General features: G+C 52.9%; 17 protein-coding genes. 6 read left to right on the top strand and 11 right to left on the bottom strand.

Going from position 1 to position 15,987, the window contains the following annotated elements; translation table 11 throughout:
• Positions 1 to 14 precede the first annotated feature (14 nt).
• The gene (locus K3T82_RS29970) at positions 15 to 524 is read left to right on the top strand and encodes a hypothetical protein (RefSeq protein WP_220197185.1); all 510 of its coding nucleotides are present in this window, start codon (positions 15 to 17) and stop codon (positions 522 to 524) included.
• 66 nt (positions 525 to 590) lie between these two features.
• On the opposite strand, the gene K3T82_RS29965 is transcribed toward K3T82_RS29970, so the two are convergent.
• Positions 591 to 947 carry a hypothetical protein gene (locus K3T82_RS29965; RefSeq protein ID WP_220197184.1) on the bottom strand — a complete coding sequence of 119 codons (357 nt, stop codon included), beginning with the start codon at positions 945 to 947 and terminating at the stop codon, positions 591 to 593.
• A 533-nt stretch (positions 948 to 1,480) separates the two neighbouring features.
• On the opposite strand from K3T82_RS29965, the gene K3T82_RS29960 reads away from it, so the two are divergent.
• Positions 1,481 to 3,418 (top strand): PAS domain-containing sensor histidine kinase, encoded by a 1,938-nt coding sequence (locus K3T82_RS29960; protein ID WP_236031641.1) that lies wholly within the window; start codon positions 1,481 to 1,483, stop codon positions 3,416 to 3,418.
• 82 nt (positions 3,419 to 3,500) lie between these two features.
• On the opposite strand, the gene K3T82_RS29955 is transcribed toward K3T82_RS29960, so the two are convergent.
• From K3T82_RS29955 to K3T82_RS29950, 3 genes are all read right to left on the bottom strand, one after another.
• Positions 3,501 to 4,112, bottom strand: a complete 612-nt coding sequence (locus tag K3T82_RS29955; protein WP_236031640.1) for an NIPSNAP family containing protein — start codon at positions 4,110 to 4,112, stop codon at positions 3,501 to 3,503.
• Complete coding sequence (locus K3T82_RS48145) at positions 4,103 to 4,258, bottom strand: NIPSNAP family protein (protein ID WP_236031639.1); 156 nt, start codon at positions 4,256 to 4,258, stop codon at positions 4,103 to 4,105. Before K3T82_RS48145 ends, K3T82_RS29955 begins: the two co-directional genes overlap by 10 nt.
• A 62-nt stretch (positions 4,259 to 4,320) precedes the next feature.
• Entirely contained in the window at positions 4,321 to 4,836 is a 516-nt protein-coding gene (locus K3T82_RS29950; RefSeq protein ID WP_220197183.1) for a DUF1579 domain-containing protein, read from the bottom strand.
• A gap of 125 nt (positions 4,837 to 4,961) precedes the next feature.
• Here K3T82_RS29950 and K3T82_RS29945 point away from each other — a divergent pair, with 125 nt between their 5' ends.
• Positions 4,962 to 5,915 carry a helix-turn-helix transcriptional regulator gene (locus K3T82_RS29945; protein WP_220197182.1) on the top strand — a complete coding sequence of 318 codons (954 nt, stop codon included), beginning with the start codon at positions 4,962 to 4,964 and terminating at the stop codon, positions 5,913 to 5,915.
• 66 nt (positions 5,916 to 5,981) lie between these two features.
• Here K3T82_RS29945 and K3T82_RS29940 read toward each other — a convergent pair whose 3' ends face one another.
• Entirely contained in the window at positions 5,982 to 6,530 is a 549-nt protein-coding gene (locus tag K3T82_RS29940; protein ID WP_220197181.1) for a DUF3592 domain-containing protein, read from the bottom strand.
• Between the two features lie 369 nt (positions 6,531 to 6,899).
• Between K3T82_RS29940 and K3T82_RS29935 the strand changes: the two genes are divergently transcribed.
• Positions 6,900 to 7,682, top strand: coding sequence for an SDR family oxidoreductase (locus tag K3T82_RS29935; RefSeq protein WP_220197180.1), 783 nt, complete (start codon positions 6,900 to 6,902; stop codon positions 7,680 to 7,682).
• A gap of 120 nt (positions 7,683 to 7,802) precedes the next feature.
• Here the strand turns inward: K3T82_RS29935 and K3T82_RS29930 are convergent, their stop codons facing one another.
• From K3T82_RS29930 to K3T82_RS29905, 6 genes are all read right to left on the bottom strand, one after another.
• Entirely contained in the window at positions 7,803 to 8,570 is a 768-nt protein-coding gene (locus K3T82_RS29930; protein ID WP_220197179.1) for a histidine kinase, read from the bottom strand.
• 166 nt (positions 8,571 to 8,736) lie between these two features.
• Positions 8,737 to 9,573 carry a hypothetical protein gene (locus K3T82_RS29925; RefSeq protein WP_220197178.1) on the bottom strand — a complete coding sequence of 279 codons (837 nt, stop codon included), beginning with the start codon at positions 9,571 to 9,573 and terminating at the stop codon, positions 8,737 to 8,739.
• Positions 9,574 to 9,723: 150 nt separating this feature from the next.
• Entirely contained in the window at positions 9,724 to 10,629 is a 906-nt protein-coding gene (locus tag K3T82_RS29920; RefSeq protein WP_220197177.1) for a phosphotransferase, read from the bottom strand.
• A gap of 100 nt (positions 10,630 to 10,729) precedes the next feature.
• Entirely contained in the window at positions 10,730 to 11,827 is a 1,098-nt protein-coding gene (locus K3T82_RS29915) for a radical SAM protein (protein ID WP_220197176.1), read from the bottom strand.
• Between the two features lie 11 nt (positions 11,828 to 11,838).
• The gene (locus tag K3T82_RS29910) at positions 11,839 to 12,021 is read right to left on the bottom strand and encodes a hypothetical protein (protein WP_220197175.1); all 183 of its coding nucleotides are present in this window, start codon (positions 12,019 to 12,021) and stop codon (positions 11,839 to 11,841) included.
• Positions 12,022 to 12,358: 337 nt separating this feature from the next.
• Positions 12,359 to 12,571, bottom strand: a complete 213-nt coding sequence (locus K3T82_RS29905; protein ID WP_220197174.1) for a DUF2795 domain-containing protein — start codon at positions 12,569 to 12,571, stop codon at positions 12,359 to 12,361.
• Between the two features lie 403 nt (positions 12,572 to 12,974).
• Here K3T82_RS29905 and K3T82_RS29900 point away from each other — a divergent pair, with 403 nt between their 5' ends.
• Both K3T82_RS29900 and K3T82_RS29895 read left to right on the top strand, forming a co-directional pair.
• Complete coding sequence (locus K3T82_RS29900; protein WP_220197173.1) at positions 12,975 to 13,781, top strand: hypothetical protein; 807 nt, start codon at positions 12,975 to 12,977, stop codon at positions 13,779 to 13,781.
• An 815-nt stretch (positions 13,782 to 14,596) separates the two neighbouring features.
• Positions 14,597 to 15,946, top strand: a complete 1,350-nt coding sequence (locus tag K3T82_RS29895) for an MFS transporter (protein WP_307811229.1) — start codon at positions 14,597 to 14,599, stop codon at positions 15,944 to 15,946.
• Positions 15,947 to 15,987 lie beyond the last annotated feature (41 nt).

The following is a 15,987-nucleotide window of genomic DNA, read 5'->3' as shown; positions in this document are numbered from 1 at the left end:
AAGGATGCTAATTGATGGCAACGAGAGACATACGCGATTTTATGGGCCAGCCTCTAGAGTGGAAGCAGCCGAACATCTTCCAGAGAGTGTATGAATTGCGCGTTGGGGATGAGGTTCTGGCGACACTTGCCAAGCAGGGCGTATTCAAAAGCGCATACGATGCCTGGACGCCTGAAGGTCAATGGACAATACGTCGTGAAGGTTTCTGGCAGAAGGATTTTGCTGTTCTCGACACCCAGGGCAACACGATTGCCAATGGACATACACGGATGTCAGGTAAAGCAGAGCTCTGGACCGCATCCGGCAATGGGTATCAATGGAAGAACACAAACTTTTGGGGAACTCAATGGGAGTGGCGTAATCTTGAGGGTATGTCCCTCATAGCCTTTCACAAGAAAAATGTCACCATATTGCCAGCCGCGACAGATGTGCCTGATCTGGTCTTGCTCGCTATCCTGGCACGCTACTTGAAGATCATACAAGACGATGCCAACGCCGCCGCCACAGCAGCGGCAACAACCTGATCCCGTTATTCCTAAATGGAGACGCAGTGTTGTTGCCTGCGTCTCCATTTGGAAGTTATTTCTTTGTTATGCTTGCTTATCTTGTTGGTCGAGTCGGCGCAGAATGGCGTTGCGGCGACGATTAGCATAATAGCGGATATCCGAGCATCTCCGCTCAATCTCGCTTACCGAAGCATTGGGAGCGAGTGTCATCACCCACTTCTGTTCCTGTACCTCTAGCACCTCTAACTTGTCCTGTAGCTCGGCGCGTGGGAAGATCTGGGTGCCAGCGAAGGAACCATCCGCCTCCACCATTGCCGCGATGACCTGATCGCTCTCCTTCGCCTGACACGCATCGGCGATCACTGCTGCGTGCTGGCGCAGAACTTCGGTCGCCTCCATGGTTCTTTGTGCTCGTTCAACGGCCTCTCTGCTAAAATGCATCGCTTGCCTCTCTTTCCTGTCTACAGCCTGGTTCTATAGTTTCTTACTACCGCCTACCAGGGCTGCCGGCCGAGTGTCGTGTCTATGGGTGAGTATGCTAAATGAAAGATGGGAAATCACTTTACACCTTATCCGGAAACCTGAGCGCGGCAGCGCTAGCCGCGACCAAGCGGCGCCGCGCCCTCGAATGAGGGTTGGTTTTCGCATAAGACATTAATAGTGTAGCACGAAACGCCTTAGAATGCGAGATAGGAAGCCCCGCGCAGGCGAAAGCGCCGCGCCTGGATTGGGGGAAGAACCCTGCGCAGGCGCTAATATGTAGGCGCTCTGCGTGAGCGAGCGCTTTCCCTCCCGATTACATATCGTTCGCTTTCGTTGGATTTTTTTGTATAGTACACAATGCAAAAGAGGTAACATATTGTATTACATCTTAATGGGGCCCCTCTTTTTGTGGTGTGTATTATAACGACAAGAGAGGAGCAAAAAGAAAAGTATTCCTGTTAGTGTTAGCATAGAGGAGGTTCAACATTACATTGTCTCTGTACGAGCAATCTCCTCAAAAAGAAGACAGCGACTCCAATACACTTGAGACGAAGCCCACCCATAGCAATGATTTCGCCGGGCATGCATCGCTTGGGGAAATGAGTGAAGTCCAGGTGCAGCTTGCGTTAAGGGCATCAGGGGTGGGTATGTGGGATTGGAACCTGACCACAGGCGAGCTTGTATGGACGGATCAGAAGAAGGCGCTTTTCGCCTTTTCGCCTGAGACCCCTATTAGCTATCAGCTCTTTCTCGACACTGTTCATCCCGATGATCGCGAACGCGTTCACAAAGCTAACTTGCGTGCTATCGAGGAGAAACAAGAATACGACAAGGACTATCGCATCATCTGGCCTGATGGAAGCATCCACTGGCTCACAGACCGTGCTCAGGGCATTCTTGATGCTTCTGGGCGAGTCACTCGTATTGTTGGTGTCACGTTCGATATTACCAATCTGAAACAACATGAAGTCCAGCTTCAGGAGGCAAACGAACGCATTACCACTATCCTCGATAGCATTACCGATGCCTTTTTAGGTATTGATAACCAATGGCGCTATACGTATGTTAATCGACGTATGGAAGCATATATGGGGAGAAGTCTGGCAGAGGTCATGGGGAAGCCAGTATGGGAGGTCGTGCCTGAAATCCTGGGTACGGACTTTGAACATCATTATCGTAAGGCGATGGAAACCCGGCAGGCACAGCACTGTGAAGGTTTTCATCCAACCTTTCAGCGTTGGGTTGAGGCATATATCTATCCAAATCCAAACGGACTTTCAATCTATTTCCACGATATCGATGAGCGCAAACAAGCTGAAATAGCTCTCCGTGAAAATGAAGAGCGGCTACGGCGCTTCGTGGACTCAAATATCATCGGCATCATGATTACTGACCAGGATGGAAACATCTGTGAGGCGAATGATGCCTTCCTCTCCTTGATTGGCTACACACGTGAGGACCTGGCGGCAGGCAACATCCCATGGCCTTCGATAACCTCACCAGAATTCCAGGCTCGGGATGCGCTCGCCATTGAGGAAGCCGTCAGGACAGGCGTCGCTCAGCCCTATGAGAAGGAATATATTGCCAAAGATAGTCGACACGTCCCCGCCCTTATTGGACGCGCACTCTTTCGTCAGGAAAGCTCAACATCTTTTCTCATTTGTTTTGTGCTGGATCTGACCGCTCGCAAAGAAATAGAGCGCCAGAAAGATCTCTTCCTGGGGATGACGGGCCATGAATTGAAAACGCCTCTCGCCGCGCTTCAGGGAACCATCCAACTGAATCTGCGCCGCCTCGAACGCATCACCAAAAACAGCCCCTCACCTCCTCCTGAGCTTGACAATTTTCTCACCAAACTGGTGAGGAGCCTGACGGATAGCCTACGGTACATCGAGATGCAGACCCGTTTGATTAATGATATGCTTGACGTATCACGCATAGCCTCTAACACGCTTACGCTCTCCCTGAAGGTGTGCGATCTTGTCGCTATTGTGCGCGATACGATCAGTGATGTGCGCCTCGCGCATCCCAAGCGCTCACTCCTGCTTGATCTGCCGGAACATACTCCCGTAATGGTATTTGTTGATAGTAACCGGATAAGTCAGGTTGTGATGAACTATGTCAGCAATGCCCTGCGTTATTCGCCTGCCGACAAGCCAGTAATGATTGGACTGGATATAGAAGGGGTATGGGTTCGTGTCTGGGTGCGCGATCAGGGACCGGGCCTCTCAAAAGATGCCATGAAGCGTATCTGGCAGAGCTATTATCAGGCCAGTAATGTTTCGGTACAGTGCGGTACCGATAAGGGGCTGGGGCTAGGCTTATATATATGTCGCACTCTTATTGAGCAACATCAAGGTACCGTTGGCGTAGAGAGTATCCTTGGTCAGGGCTCGACCTTCTGGTTTTGTTTACCTATCAAAAAGTGATAGGTGTGAGTTTGTTTTTTCTTCCCGAACATTCCCTGAAGAAAGTTCTATGCAAAATTTTCTTCAGGGAATGCTCCTTTTCTCAGTGGTGGCGTAGTAGCGAGCGCCTGGTTGGGAGTAGTTCTAGCACCTCCTCAGGTTTGGCTAACCACTTGCTTAGCGCGGGCGCAAGCGTTGTGGTCCGGTGAGAGCCAACTCGCAGCGTGGAGAGATAGTCATCGTAGGACGCGAAAGAGGCGACCCAGACAAATATATGTTCACCTTCGCGCACTGGCAGCGCCGGGAAGGTATTCGCGGCATCCTCCGTCACAAAGTATCCTTGAATGGTAGAGCCAGCCTCGCGTAGCGCGGGTATGATGCTTTGTTCAAAGAAGGTGATGAATTGCTCGTCCGCCGAAGTTTTGAGCGTGTACATAGTAACCATACATATGCCACCTGGAACTTCTGGCCCACTCAAGTTCGGGCGGCTTTGTGAATCTAACTGGAAGCCGGACCCGGCGCGTGCGGGCTTGAGTAATAGCACGTTATCCGAGTCAATCATGGTATCGTTGGCTTCATTACGATGCGCTTTCCAGATCGGACCATAGTAGAAGCCTTCAAGGGCCTGGCGACGCGCTTCCATATCGGCAAAGCTACGGAACCAGACGAATTGATCTGGGTCCGTGCGCTTGCGAAACTGACCAATTACACGCATACCGTATTGTTCCTGCCCTCGATAAAATGCTCCTCAAACAAGGTTATCAGCTCATCGCGCCGCCCTGGCTTCAGCGTGTATTGCCTTAGCTCGACGATAGAACAACATTCTGTTAGAGCTTGCTCCGCAGTTTTCGTCTCCGCCATTTGTTATATCTCCTGGAACTGAATAGCAAACAACAAACTATTCGAACATACACTAATCATGTTCAGGATGCAGCCTGACGAGTAAAGCGCATAATCCAGTTGGTGTTCCACTGTTCACCTTCATCAAAGGAGAACGCCTGTTGCCAACGAGCACTGGTCGCCGTCATCTCGTCCCAGATAAAGCGTACATGCAGTGGCTGTCCATCGGCTGTTTTGGTAACTTGGTAGAAGGTACCGACGCCATTTGTAAAGGTGCCATGTAGAGGCTGAAAGTCCAGGGGATTGCGATTATCGATCCAGATAATCGACCACTGTTGCGTCTCCGGCTCAAAGGCTTTGATGCTTAGCCCGAGCGCCTGAATTCCATCTGGTAGTGTCGCCTCCCAGTGCTCGACAACTGCCCGACCATTGAGCTGCGGTTCGAACCTATCGTGCCCTGTGAACTCTTCCCATTCAGGCTCGTTTCCAGGTTGATTGGGCAGGGCATAATTCCCCTTCACACGCCGATTATGCACGTTCCAGGTACCAATCAGCGAGTCAAAGGCGTTCGCGCCGGATGCATAATTCTCCTGTTGCATACATCTCTTCCTATTCTAGTAACTTTACTTGCAGGCTCAATCGCTCTTACATCTGGAGTATATAGCCAAAACATGGTAATATTGACCCTGTTTAATGCGGAAATTTCTAGAGAAGGAATAGTTTTGTGGTTTACCGTCCAACGGCGCGTGTGCTGACTGTGCTGGAACTATTGCAGTCCTACGGGCGTATGACAGGTCCGGAACTCGCGAACCGGCTTGAGGTCAATGTGCGCACAGTACGCGATTATATTGAAACATTGATCGACCTGGGCATCCCAGTGGAAGCCGAGCGGGGTCGCTACGGCGCGTATCGTCTGAGACCGGGCTACAAGCTACCCCCTTTGATCTTTACCGAAGATGAAGCCCTGGCTTTGACTTTAAGTCTGTTGGCTGCGCGCGAGACCGGACTCGCCCAGACCTCGCCTGCCTTCGAGGGATCGTTGGCGAAGATTGAGCGTGTCCTCCCATCAGCCACGCGCGAGCGCGTCCAGGCAGTAGAGCAGACCGTGGTCTTCGAGAATAGCACTCCGTATGCAACCCCTTCGTTCCCGATTGTGATGGCTCTAAGTTCGGCTGTCCAGGGCGAGTGCTGTATTTACTTACATTACCGCTCGCCGAGCGGTGAGACGACGGAGCGTACATTTGAGCCCTATGGCGTCGTCTCACACGACGGATATTGGTACACCATCGGTTATTGTCGTCTGCGCCAGAGGCGACGCCTCCTGCGCGTGGATCGCATCATCCAGGCCGACGTGACGGACGAGCCCTTCCAGCGCCCACCCAATTTCGATACCCTCGCCGAGGTCCAGCGCGCCCTCGCCACTGTACCTCGCGCCTGGCGGATTGAGGTATGGCTAGAGACGACCCTCCAAGAAGCTCAGGGCAAGACTCGTCTTTCAAAGGGACATTTTACCGAGGTTGATGGAGGTGTCCTTGTACATAGCGAAGTGCAAGATCTTCCCTGGATGGCTAGCTTGCTTGCTGGTCTGGATATTCCCTTTGTTATCCATCATCCGCCCGAACTCCGAACCGCTCTCCGCGAACATGCCCTCACCATGCTCCGCTACGCCGAACAATGAGAGGCCCTGCACCGCTGCTCGCATTAGGCACGCTCGTTCTCAGATTGAAGCGGTGGTTCCTCGCTCCTACCGACCCTGATTAATCGCGCCCAGTATCGTTAATGCGATCATGCCTGCTACCAGCAGGAGCCAAAAGAATATGCCGATGCGCATAATCCGACTCGATGGACCGAAGATTAAACCCAGTGCCCCCATCAGGAAAAAGCCTCCAATACCAATAGAAAGCACGATATTAAGGACATTCCCCCAGAGGGGATCGCCTGCAGGTACAAATTGGATGTTTGAGGGCCGTTTGGGATCGTAGGCGATTTGGGGGCTATCTCCCACCTGAACACCACAATGCTGCATAGCATGCACATTAACCTGGATATCACGCCCATTCATGGAATAGCGAACGTTTTCCGCGCAAATCTTTGTGCCCTGGAAAGAGGTATTATTTTGTGAATCATATTCAGTGTACGTTTCCTCGTAAACACTGAGCACCTTCGCATGTGTGATGGGGTGTGTCCTTTGAAACTCAAAGGCTTGAAAGCCAGCTATCACGCCATTGGCGGCGATTACGATTCCTACTCCTCCAATCAATATTGGTAGCAAAGACCAGATGATTGAGAACAACCCAAAATTTATACTCCTCCACCACTTTCTCGAAGTACTCATTGTGCTATCCCTGCCTTCCTGTTCATACTCCTTACGCGAAAACCTGAGCGCGCCAGCGCTAGCCACGGCAGCACGTTGGTTTTCGGATAAGACCACACTCCTTCGTTACAGGAAACGCAATAGTGAGTCAAATGTCCCACTACTATTATAAGACTCAATTTGCATGTAAAACCTGACAGATTATCGTTTTCGCTCCACTTTCGATCTTTCGAGACTGATATCCAGGCAGTGGATTGCTCTCCCTCATTTTTCTATAGCACGTGTTATACGCCTACTACCTCTATATATTGGGAGTGCTATGCTGAAAAGAAGAAAGGGGCTATAGCAATGAATGTTCATGGTTCGATTGCGCTGGTAAGCGGGGGCAACCGTGGGTTAGGCAAAGCGTATGTCCAGGCCTTGCTCGACGCTGGAGCGCGTAAAGTGTACGTTGGAATGCGTCATCCTACAGATGTGAGCGATGCCCGACTTCAGCCCATCAAACTCGATATTACGAACGAGCAGGATGTTAACGCAGCTGTGAAGGCATGCCAGGATATTACTATCCTGATCAATAACGCTGGCGTCGCGACCGAGAGTCCTCTTATCGAGGCTCCATCGATGGATGGCGCGCGCCAGGAGATAGAGATCAACTATCTGGGAACATTGGCGATGTGTCGAGCCTTCGCGCCAGTTCTCAAGCGGAATGGTGGAGGCGTGCTCGTCAATATGCTCTCAGTCGTAAGCTGGTATGTCGATCCCGTAGTTGGTTCATACAGCGCATCCAAGGCAGCCGAGTTCGCGATGACGAATGGCGTGCGCATAGAGTTGCGAAGACAGGGGACGTTAGTCGTAGGGGTATATGCTGGATATATCGATACCGATATGACGGCTAATTTTAAAGTGCCTAAGTCCAGACCAGAGGATGTCGCGCGTAACGTCATCAAGGCCATTAATGCCGGAGAGGAAGAGGTACTAGCCGATGAGCAGAGCAGGAGCATCAAGGCGGCACTCAAAGCCAGGCCGGAATCGCTTAACGAGCGCTCACAGCAGGATTGGGATCGTGACCACCCCAGCGAGGTACCTTCGACTTCTCGCACGACCGGTCAGCGGAGAAATGAGGGGGGATAAGCATCTGGCATAAAAACGCGAAATATTGGTACCATGACCTACTGAGCAAGAGGGATGCCAGCCGTTTTGCGCTTCTGACTCTTGCTCAGTTTCGGACTTAGCGTTTTGGGCCAACCAGCATCACCCATGCAGTGCTAAGCGCTCACATTGTATCAGTGGTAAGGAGGCGCAAACGCTCTCCACTCTTCCCTCGCCCTGCTCAGTCCACAGATAGCCTCCGTGCTCTTGAATGATCTCTTTGCATAATGCTATGCAAAGGTCTCTATCTCTATCGTCAAGTGTCTGAGACCATGTGCCGAATGGTTCTCCCCTCATATCTGTGCTCCGTCTGGCATGTCGTTCCCTGGTATAGATACATATTATAGCTGCGTCGTGATCGAAGGTATTATGACTGCGTCCAAGTGTGATCTGTGCTGGAAGGGAGCCGCTATGGGCCGCGAGATTATGGCAGAAGATATGCTCTAGTGCCAACTCAAGCCAGAGGGGATCGCTTTTTATATAGAGTGCCTGCCCAGGTAGGTCTACTTCAATATGTTTGTGCTTGAAAAGGAGAGAAAGTCGATTGGCAAGGTTTTCTATTAACGAAGTAAGGTCAGTTTTTACAAGCGTCTGAAGAAATCTCGCATGGGGGGCTTGGAGTGCAAGGCTACGAATTTGCGTCAGAAAGTCGTTGAGCCGTTGTTCGCGATCCTTGATCGCGTGAAAATAGAACTCACGCCTGCCATTATCTGGTTGACCTAGTGGAAGCGTTGCTCGATAGAGAAGTTGCGTATAGCCCGTAATGGCAGCCAGGCCATTACCTACCTCATGATGCATAATCTCAAGTAGAGAGTAGTTCGCGATATTCTCTTTCAATGTTTTGCAGGTGAGCATTTTCAACTCTGGCATGGCATTCTCATTTTCCCTTCAATTATCTGCATATATAGAGTATATATCGCGAGAAATGCTTCAGGGTCATGCCGCTCGAAGGAGCATGAAGAGCCAGAGTGTGCCAGGTCTCCGCGACTCCATTACGTTTAGAGAATATGTCAATGTCGTTCTAGTATTGATAAACTCAGCCCATTAGCGATATCACACCTAGCTGTCTCAAGTAGAGAAGGCCGTTCTTGACGTCTTCAAAGCGGAGGCGTGGCAGCATGTCTGTAATTTCAGCTACATTTCGTTGACCATTAATCAACGAGAGCAACCACTCTAGGAGGAATTTTTCATTGGTCGACAGTGCATTAGGCCAGATCACATCGGAACTCTTTACAAGAGGAATTGGGATGGTCATTGGCGAAATCGATTCACTAAATTGCTTTGGTACCTGTGGGTGCGCAGGCTGTTGCTGCTGATATGGCGCAGGCTGTTGCTGCTGATATGGCGCAGGCTGTTGCTGCTGATATGGCGCAGGCTGTTGCTGCTGATATGGCGCAGGCTGCTGCTGCTGATACGGCGCAGGCTGTTGCTGCTGATATGGCGCGGGCTGCTGCTGCTGATATGGCGCAGGCTGTTGCTGTTGATATGGCGTGGGCTGCTGCTGTTGATACGGCGCGGGTGGTGGGTTGTATGGTGATAATTGGTATGGTGGAGCCTGGACCGCTGGCGGGGTAGCCGCCTGAGGTCGTTGTGGCTGTGATGTTATCTTGGGATGAAAGTTCCAGGCAAATGGCCCTTTCTTATTGTCTGTCGCGATAATGACATCTAGCGCAATAGTAAAACTCTTTCCAGTGGCATCGACGACTATGCAGGAAACGATTTTGCCTCCGTTTATTTCAATAGAACAACGACATTTGCCACGAATACCAGGTAAACTATTAACTTCTGCTTGAAGTATGCCATTTTTGCGAAGACGCTGTAGTGTTATTAAGGCAACCTCTAATCCAAGGCTGGCGTCTATTCCCTTATCCAAGCTATCCCCCCTGTCAGCTCTTTTATCTCGTAAACATATTAACATAGTTATTTGGGAGTATGCCATATTTTTCCTAAAATAGGAGTATATGGGTACACAAAAGATGTTTGGGGAATTATTTCTATGAGGGATCTTGCGGGAATTGAGGGATTACTGGAGGGCAGGATGCAGCCAGCCATCCAGAAGGGAGGGATCGGGATAATAGACCCCAAATTGCAGGAGGCCCCAGAGAGAGACGATCAGAGCCATATATTGCAGAGCCTCATTGAGGCAATCGTTTTCAAGCGATGTCAGAGGACGAACGTGGGTATATCCGTCAAGAAAGGCCGCTTGCAAAGCCGTGTCGAGGGTCGCGGTCCCCTCGCGATAGCGATAGCAGTAGCTCAACATAGACATCGCCAGGTCCATGAGCGAGGCGCTAATACCAACCTCTTCCCAGTCTACAAGCGCGACAAAGCGCCCGGCATGGAAGAGCGTGTTATGTCGCGTTGCGTCTCCGTGCACAATTGATTGGGGGAGGCGCGTGATTGGAAAGGATTGCAGACGCTGGTAGGCTCTGGTGACTGGTTGGAGCGTCGCTGCGTCGAAGACGCTACCGGCCAGGGTCAGAGCATCCTCAACGTAGGATGCGCCAAGATTGCTGCGCGTAGGTGGCAATCCTTCTGTAGGCAAGCTATGGAGGCAGGCAAGGTGCGCGGCGATATCGCGGCAGGATTCGGCGTTCTTCTCAGGAGGCAGACCCTTGAGCCTGGGTTGTACGACGACATGTCGCCCCGCGATCTCCGAGCGAAAGACCCCGGGTTGGTAAGGGAGATAGTAACTGGCGGGGAAAGAAGTGCGTTTGAGGTATTCAAGATAGATAATTTCGTTGTCGATGTCGATTCGGGGGTTGAGCAAGAACTTGACCAGGAACTCGCCCTCGCTGGTCTCGATCAGATAGTTCTTATTGGAATAGCCACCTGCCCAGGCACTGGCGCGAATCTCCCCCAGGCGAAAGGTCCCCGCGACGGCGGTAAGTTCCTCCATTGGCAGCGGTTCATCTCTCCCCCAGGGCATGCGTAATCCTTTCTCAGAAGTCTTATGCGAAACCCAACACTGCCTGAACGGCAGCGCCGTGCCCTCGTATGAGGGTTGAAGTTCGTAGCAACAACTGTGCTCAGGTTTTCGCATAAGGCGTAAACTCGATATCGCGAATATGCGCATAGATGCGCTTCAGGTCAGAGCAATAGACGCTTGGGTTCGCGAAGCGCCGCGCGCGGGACCAGCGGTGTGGCAGGTAGCCACCCTCGCATGCCTTGAGAAAAGCACATTCCTGGCAGACCTGCGGAAGCTCAATACTCGCGCGGTAAGCCTCGCGCCAGCATGGATCATCCTCCAACGCCTGCAAGGGATGCTCCAGGACCGAGAGCTTTGTTTGTGTGCTATTGTATCCGGCGATACGTAGCACGTCAACTGGCTCTAGCGCACCATCCGTCAGGACGGTCAGTGTTCCCACGGGATTATAGCCGCTCGCGTCTGTATTCTCCTCCTGTAGACCATTGAGAACGCTCCGCAGATAGCGAATGGTTACCTCGCGCTGGCGATAATGCTCGCGCCAGAGATCGAAGAGACCGATATAGTAAGGCGCGATGGAGGTGGGAGCATCGTCATGTGTGGCGTCGGGAATCAAGATATCGAAGGAGGAGAAGCCAAGCTCGTCTACGAAGTGATGGAGCGTCTCGGCGGGGTCGCTGGCGGGATCACACACCGCGAGCACGCCAGGTTCAAGCCCCTGCTCTCGCAAGTGTGCCACCCCTTGCAGGACGCGCGTGTAGGAGCCTCGCCCCTGGAAATCGAGGCGCGCTCGATCATGAACGGGCGCGGGACCATCGATGCTCACTGTCACACTCACCCGGAAGAGGCGAAAGAGCTGTGCCCACTCGGTATCGACCAGGACACCATTGGTTGTGAGCGAACGGTAGATTACGCAGCCGGTGCGCTGCTCAATGGCATCGAGGGCGTCCATCAGCGCGACAAAGCGTACTTTTCCGAAGAGCAGAGGTTCTCCACCATGCAGAATGAGCGAGAAGCCAGTGAGGTCATGGGCCTGGATATGCTCTTCCAGGCGAGCCAGGAAAGCCGCTTCAGCCTCCGACGTCAGAATCGGAGGCTTACTATAGACCGAGGCATCACGAAACCAGTAGCAATATGTGCAATTGAGATTGCAGCGCGCTGCCAGCTTGAGCAACGCCTCGCGAAAGATTGGAGCATTCATCAACAAGGATGCTAGCGCACGCGAGCCCGAAGGCGTGCCAGGAGAGCGCGATCCGCCCCAGGATTAGGGGAAGAAATGTCTTTGGGGATGGGGCGGTAGTCGTCGGTTTTGCTGTAGCCAGTAATAGCCGTAAGAGACTTCGCATGTATACGAGAGGTTAGAGTAGAAGCGATACGCGTATTCGCTGTCACCATGTTATCCTGCCTTTCGAAGAAGTCACTGAGAGCCAGGAGGTAAAATAAGCAATCTCCTGCCCCTCGCTATCTACGCTCAAGCATGTTAAAACTGTATTAACATGTGTTAATGTTAACATGTATCATCGTGTTGCGTCAAGGAAATAGGTGAAACACGCTGAACACATATTACGGGGGAAAAGAGAATTAGATTCGAATGGTGTTAAAGAGCACCTAGAGTCGGTACGGGGCAAGACTCCCCGTACCTATTCCAAAGTATCACCCACGGAAAAGAAGAGGACGCGACGAGTCGCGTCCTCTTCTTTTGCACCATGTTCCCAACGTATTTAAGCCAGTGTTAACGCTGGCTGCGTGAAGCCTCGCTCAATGCCTTATTAACGGCGGTTGGGTTCTCGTAGTTCTTGTCAGGCAGATTGTTCAGGGCGTCGCGAACCATGTCGTTCGCGCCATGCTGACTCGCGTACTCTACGATTTCCTGCTTGTCGCAAGGATAGTCGATGCCTTTGAGGCATTTCTCAACCTGTACTGGATTAATTGGCTGCTGTGGCATATGGATTTACCTCCTGATTGCGTGCTCCGTTGGACGCATACGTCTATTGGTACCTTGACGTGCGCCCTGGAGAGCGACGCTACATAAATAGTTAACACTTACGGAAGCAAGAGACCAGTTCATAACGCGGCGAAAGATCGTCGCTTGATTTCTTGCTCTGTTCACAGTATGGAGAGGGACACGAAATCATATATATCAGCATATAAATTGTGATGCATTTCACAGTGTATGTGCGGTTTTTCGATTGCGGGAGGTGGAAGTTCATAGTATACTTGAGGGTAATAAGCTATGTCCGTTTCCTCTGCATCACATTGTGGTGGGGGTTTGTACACGGACCCGTTCCTAGTTTAGAAAGGTTAGCAGTTCTTCTTCCTGACCATCTCGCTTCGAGAGAAGGAAAATCGTGCCGAAGAATGGCAGCAACGCACCGAAGAAGCACCCGATCCGTAAAGGCCTGAAGAAGTTGGGCCTGTGGTTCTGGGACCACAAGGTTCTCAGCTTGGTCTTCATCTTCATCCCGGTCGGCGTCCTCATCGCCGCGATGGTCACCGCGCTCACGCCAGCGCCGAGGGGCACGTCCGAGACGTCGGACACGTCCAGCGGGGTCGTGATCGTGGGGACTCCCACGCCGGACACGTCCGTCGAGGTCGTGGAGAGCCCGACGCCGTCGGTGTCGGCATCTTCCGCACCGGAGACCCCGACCTACCCGGGCAGCCGCGAGGTCTGCTTCGAGTTCAAGATCGAGTACAGTGTGTTCAGGGGTGAGATCAGTGGCGTCGACAAGCCGTCGATGCAGCTGTACGACGCCGGGATCAAGCGGGGCGAGCAGGAGCACAACAGCTCCGTCTGGAACTTCAGGGACAACGCGACGGACGATGTGCAGATCAAGACGTACACGTCCGGCGACCTCGTCACCGTGGCGTCTCTCAGCAACCTCGACATCGGGGACTTCAACCTCTGCGCCACCGTCGGCGAGGACAGCCTCTACGCCGTCAAGGGCAACGCCCAGTTCGACGGCAACGAGCTGACCGACCCGGTCGTGTCTCTGAACGGCCCGACGGGGGACAATCACCCCGGCAAGGCCGGTGCCAACCTGCGGTACGACTACACCGAACCGCTGCCCCTCAAGGGCAGCGTCTTCCTCCGCGTGAAGGACGGAGGGAAGGGGAACGCGAGCGTCGAGCTCAAGCTCGACGCCCTTCACAACTAGAGCACAAGCGAAGAGGCTCCGGGATCGCCAGCAGCGCTACGCGCGGCGATCCGGAGCCTCTCCGTGTTCCCGTTCCCAATGGTCTTATGCGATAAGGCGTATAGATATAGCCGTGAGCGGATGTATCTTCTCTCTAGCGCCCCCTCCACCAGTACACACCCATCTTCCACATCACATCAGCCCAACTCTCACAACCCTACCATCTTCCAGGGCTGCTACACAGACCGATGCACCCACTTCCGGCTCTGTTGTCAAGGAGAATCTTTCCCGTAAAAAGGATGACCACTATGCTATAGCAAGAACACACTACAATTGATGCACTACTATGCTCTTTATTATGGTATGAAGTATATATTATTATTACGCAAAAATCAAGGCAAATTTACTATAAATTTGATAGATGGTAACAATTAATGTAATATCCATATATAGTAATGATGAAGCGCCGATTGCAATTGCTTCGTTGTTTTTATATATAGATGCGCAGAATTATTGAGAAAGTAGAGAGAACGGAATGTCTTCAAAGGAAGATTTGTACAAGCCAACACACTGTAAGCGCTACCGTACTCATGTGTTGGAAATATAAAAACTGTCCCTATATTAACCCTAGTATTCTTGCTTCTGAACTGGCATACCGATATACTTGATATTATCCTAATTTGTCGCTTCGCGGCCGCTTACATGGTCGAGGAGTGACATCACAATGAAGTTGAAGGCATGCGCTCGCGCGTGCTCCCTGGTAAGATTGCCTGCTTGAGTCATCGGCTCGCGCTTCCTTGCCGGGAGGCAGAGCAGCAGTAGCACCGGGCATATTCATGTGTGACACAACGAGCACTTTCCCAATCGAACGCCGAGAGAAGGGATACAGGGTTGTGAAATCCCTGTTTCCGGTCCTGAGGCAGGACCGCATCTTCACGCTCTACCAAATCTTCCAGCAACCATCCAACATGTGTTCGTGGGTTCAGATTGTGGCAATGGGTCTGATCGTGCACGAGCTGACGGGCAGCGCGGTCTCGCTGGGTGTCTCCCTGCTTCTGGGGAGCATCCCGCAGGCCATTCTCGGGCTGTGGGGAGGCGTCATCGCCGACCACTATCCGCGCCGGACGGTCATGCTCGTCACGCAGTTTCAGATGCTGCTGCTGGCGGCGGTGATGTCTGTCCTGGTGGGCTTCCAGGTCGTTCCGGTCTGGTCGCTCTACGTGAGCATCGCTCTGACGAGCGTGTTGCGCGCGTTCAACCAGGGCGCGCAGAGAGGCTATGTCGGTGAGATGCTGGTCGGATGGAAGAACCCGGACCAGGAGGACGCGCCGAACTCCGGCTGCAAGGAGCCGAGTTGGGAGGACGCGCTGGCCTCCGACGACAAGGAGCCGAACCGAAAGGACGCACTGACCTTCGACGCCAAGGCAAGCCAGGTGACCTGGGTGCTGGCGAGCGCGCTCACCGGGCTCTTCGCGTCCCAGGGCGACTGGTTCTGGGTCTTCGTGTTGAACGCGGCAAGCTTCGTGCCGATCCTCTGGTTGATCTGGCGCGGCCCGTATGGGCGTGAGTACCCGGTCGCCAGGAATGAGGAGCGGCTCACGCTCCTTGGGATGTGGCAGCAGATCAAATCCCTGGTCGACGCCGTCGAGCACCTCAAGGACTCGGCGGCGCGCGAGCTCACCCTGTTCTGTGTGACGACGTTTGCGCTTGGCACTGTGGGCGCGTCGATGCCGGTCATCGTGCAGGAGATGCACGGGGGCAAGGCATATACGGTCCTGTACGCCGCTCAGGCTGTGGGGTCGTTGCTGGCCTGCTTCGCGATGCGGTGGTTCCGGCAGGGGTCTGGCTGGCTCCTGTTCTGTGGGGCCAGCGCGGTCTACGGTCTGGTGCTTCCCATGTGGTGGGAGGCTCTGGCTGTGATTGCTTTGTTTCTCCTTCTGGACGTCACTACCATGCGCACGAAGGTGTTCCTACAGCACAAGACTCCCGACGCCTTATGTGGGCGCGTCAGTTCCGTCTACGCGCTGATCAACACCGGTGGATGGGGCGTCAGCGGCTGGATCGCGGGTATGCTCATTCCCGAAGTGGGGGTGACTGCTACCGAACTCGGCGGTGCGGCTCTCGGGGCGCTCGGCGTTGGGATCGTGCGGCTGAAGTTTGGGCCACGCGAGCGCGATGCCAAGTGAGAGAGTGTTCGTCTGCGTGAGCGGCCCGGTACCTGTACCGG

The sequence above is a fragment of the Ktedonospora formicarum genome, from assembly GCF_016587355.1.
Classification (GTDB): Bacteria; Chloroflexota; Ktedonobacteria; order Ktedonobacterales; family Ktedonobacteraceae; genus Ktedonobacter; species Ktedonobacter formicarum.
This window is presented reverse-complemented; position numbering and strand designations above follow the sequence as displayed.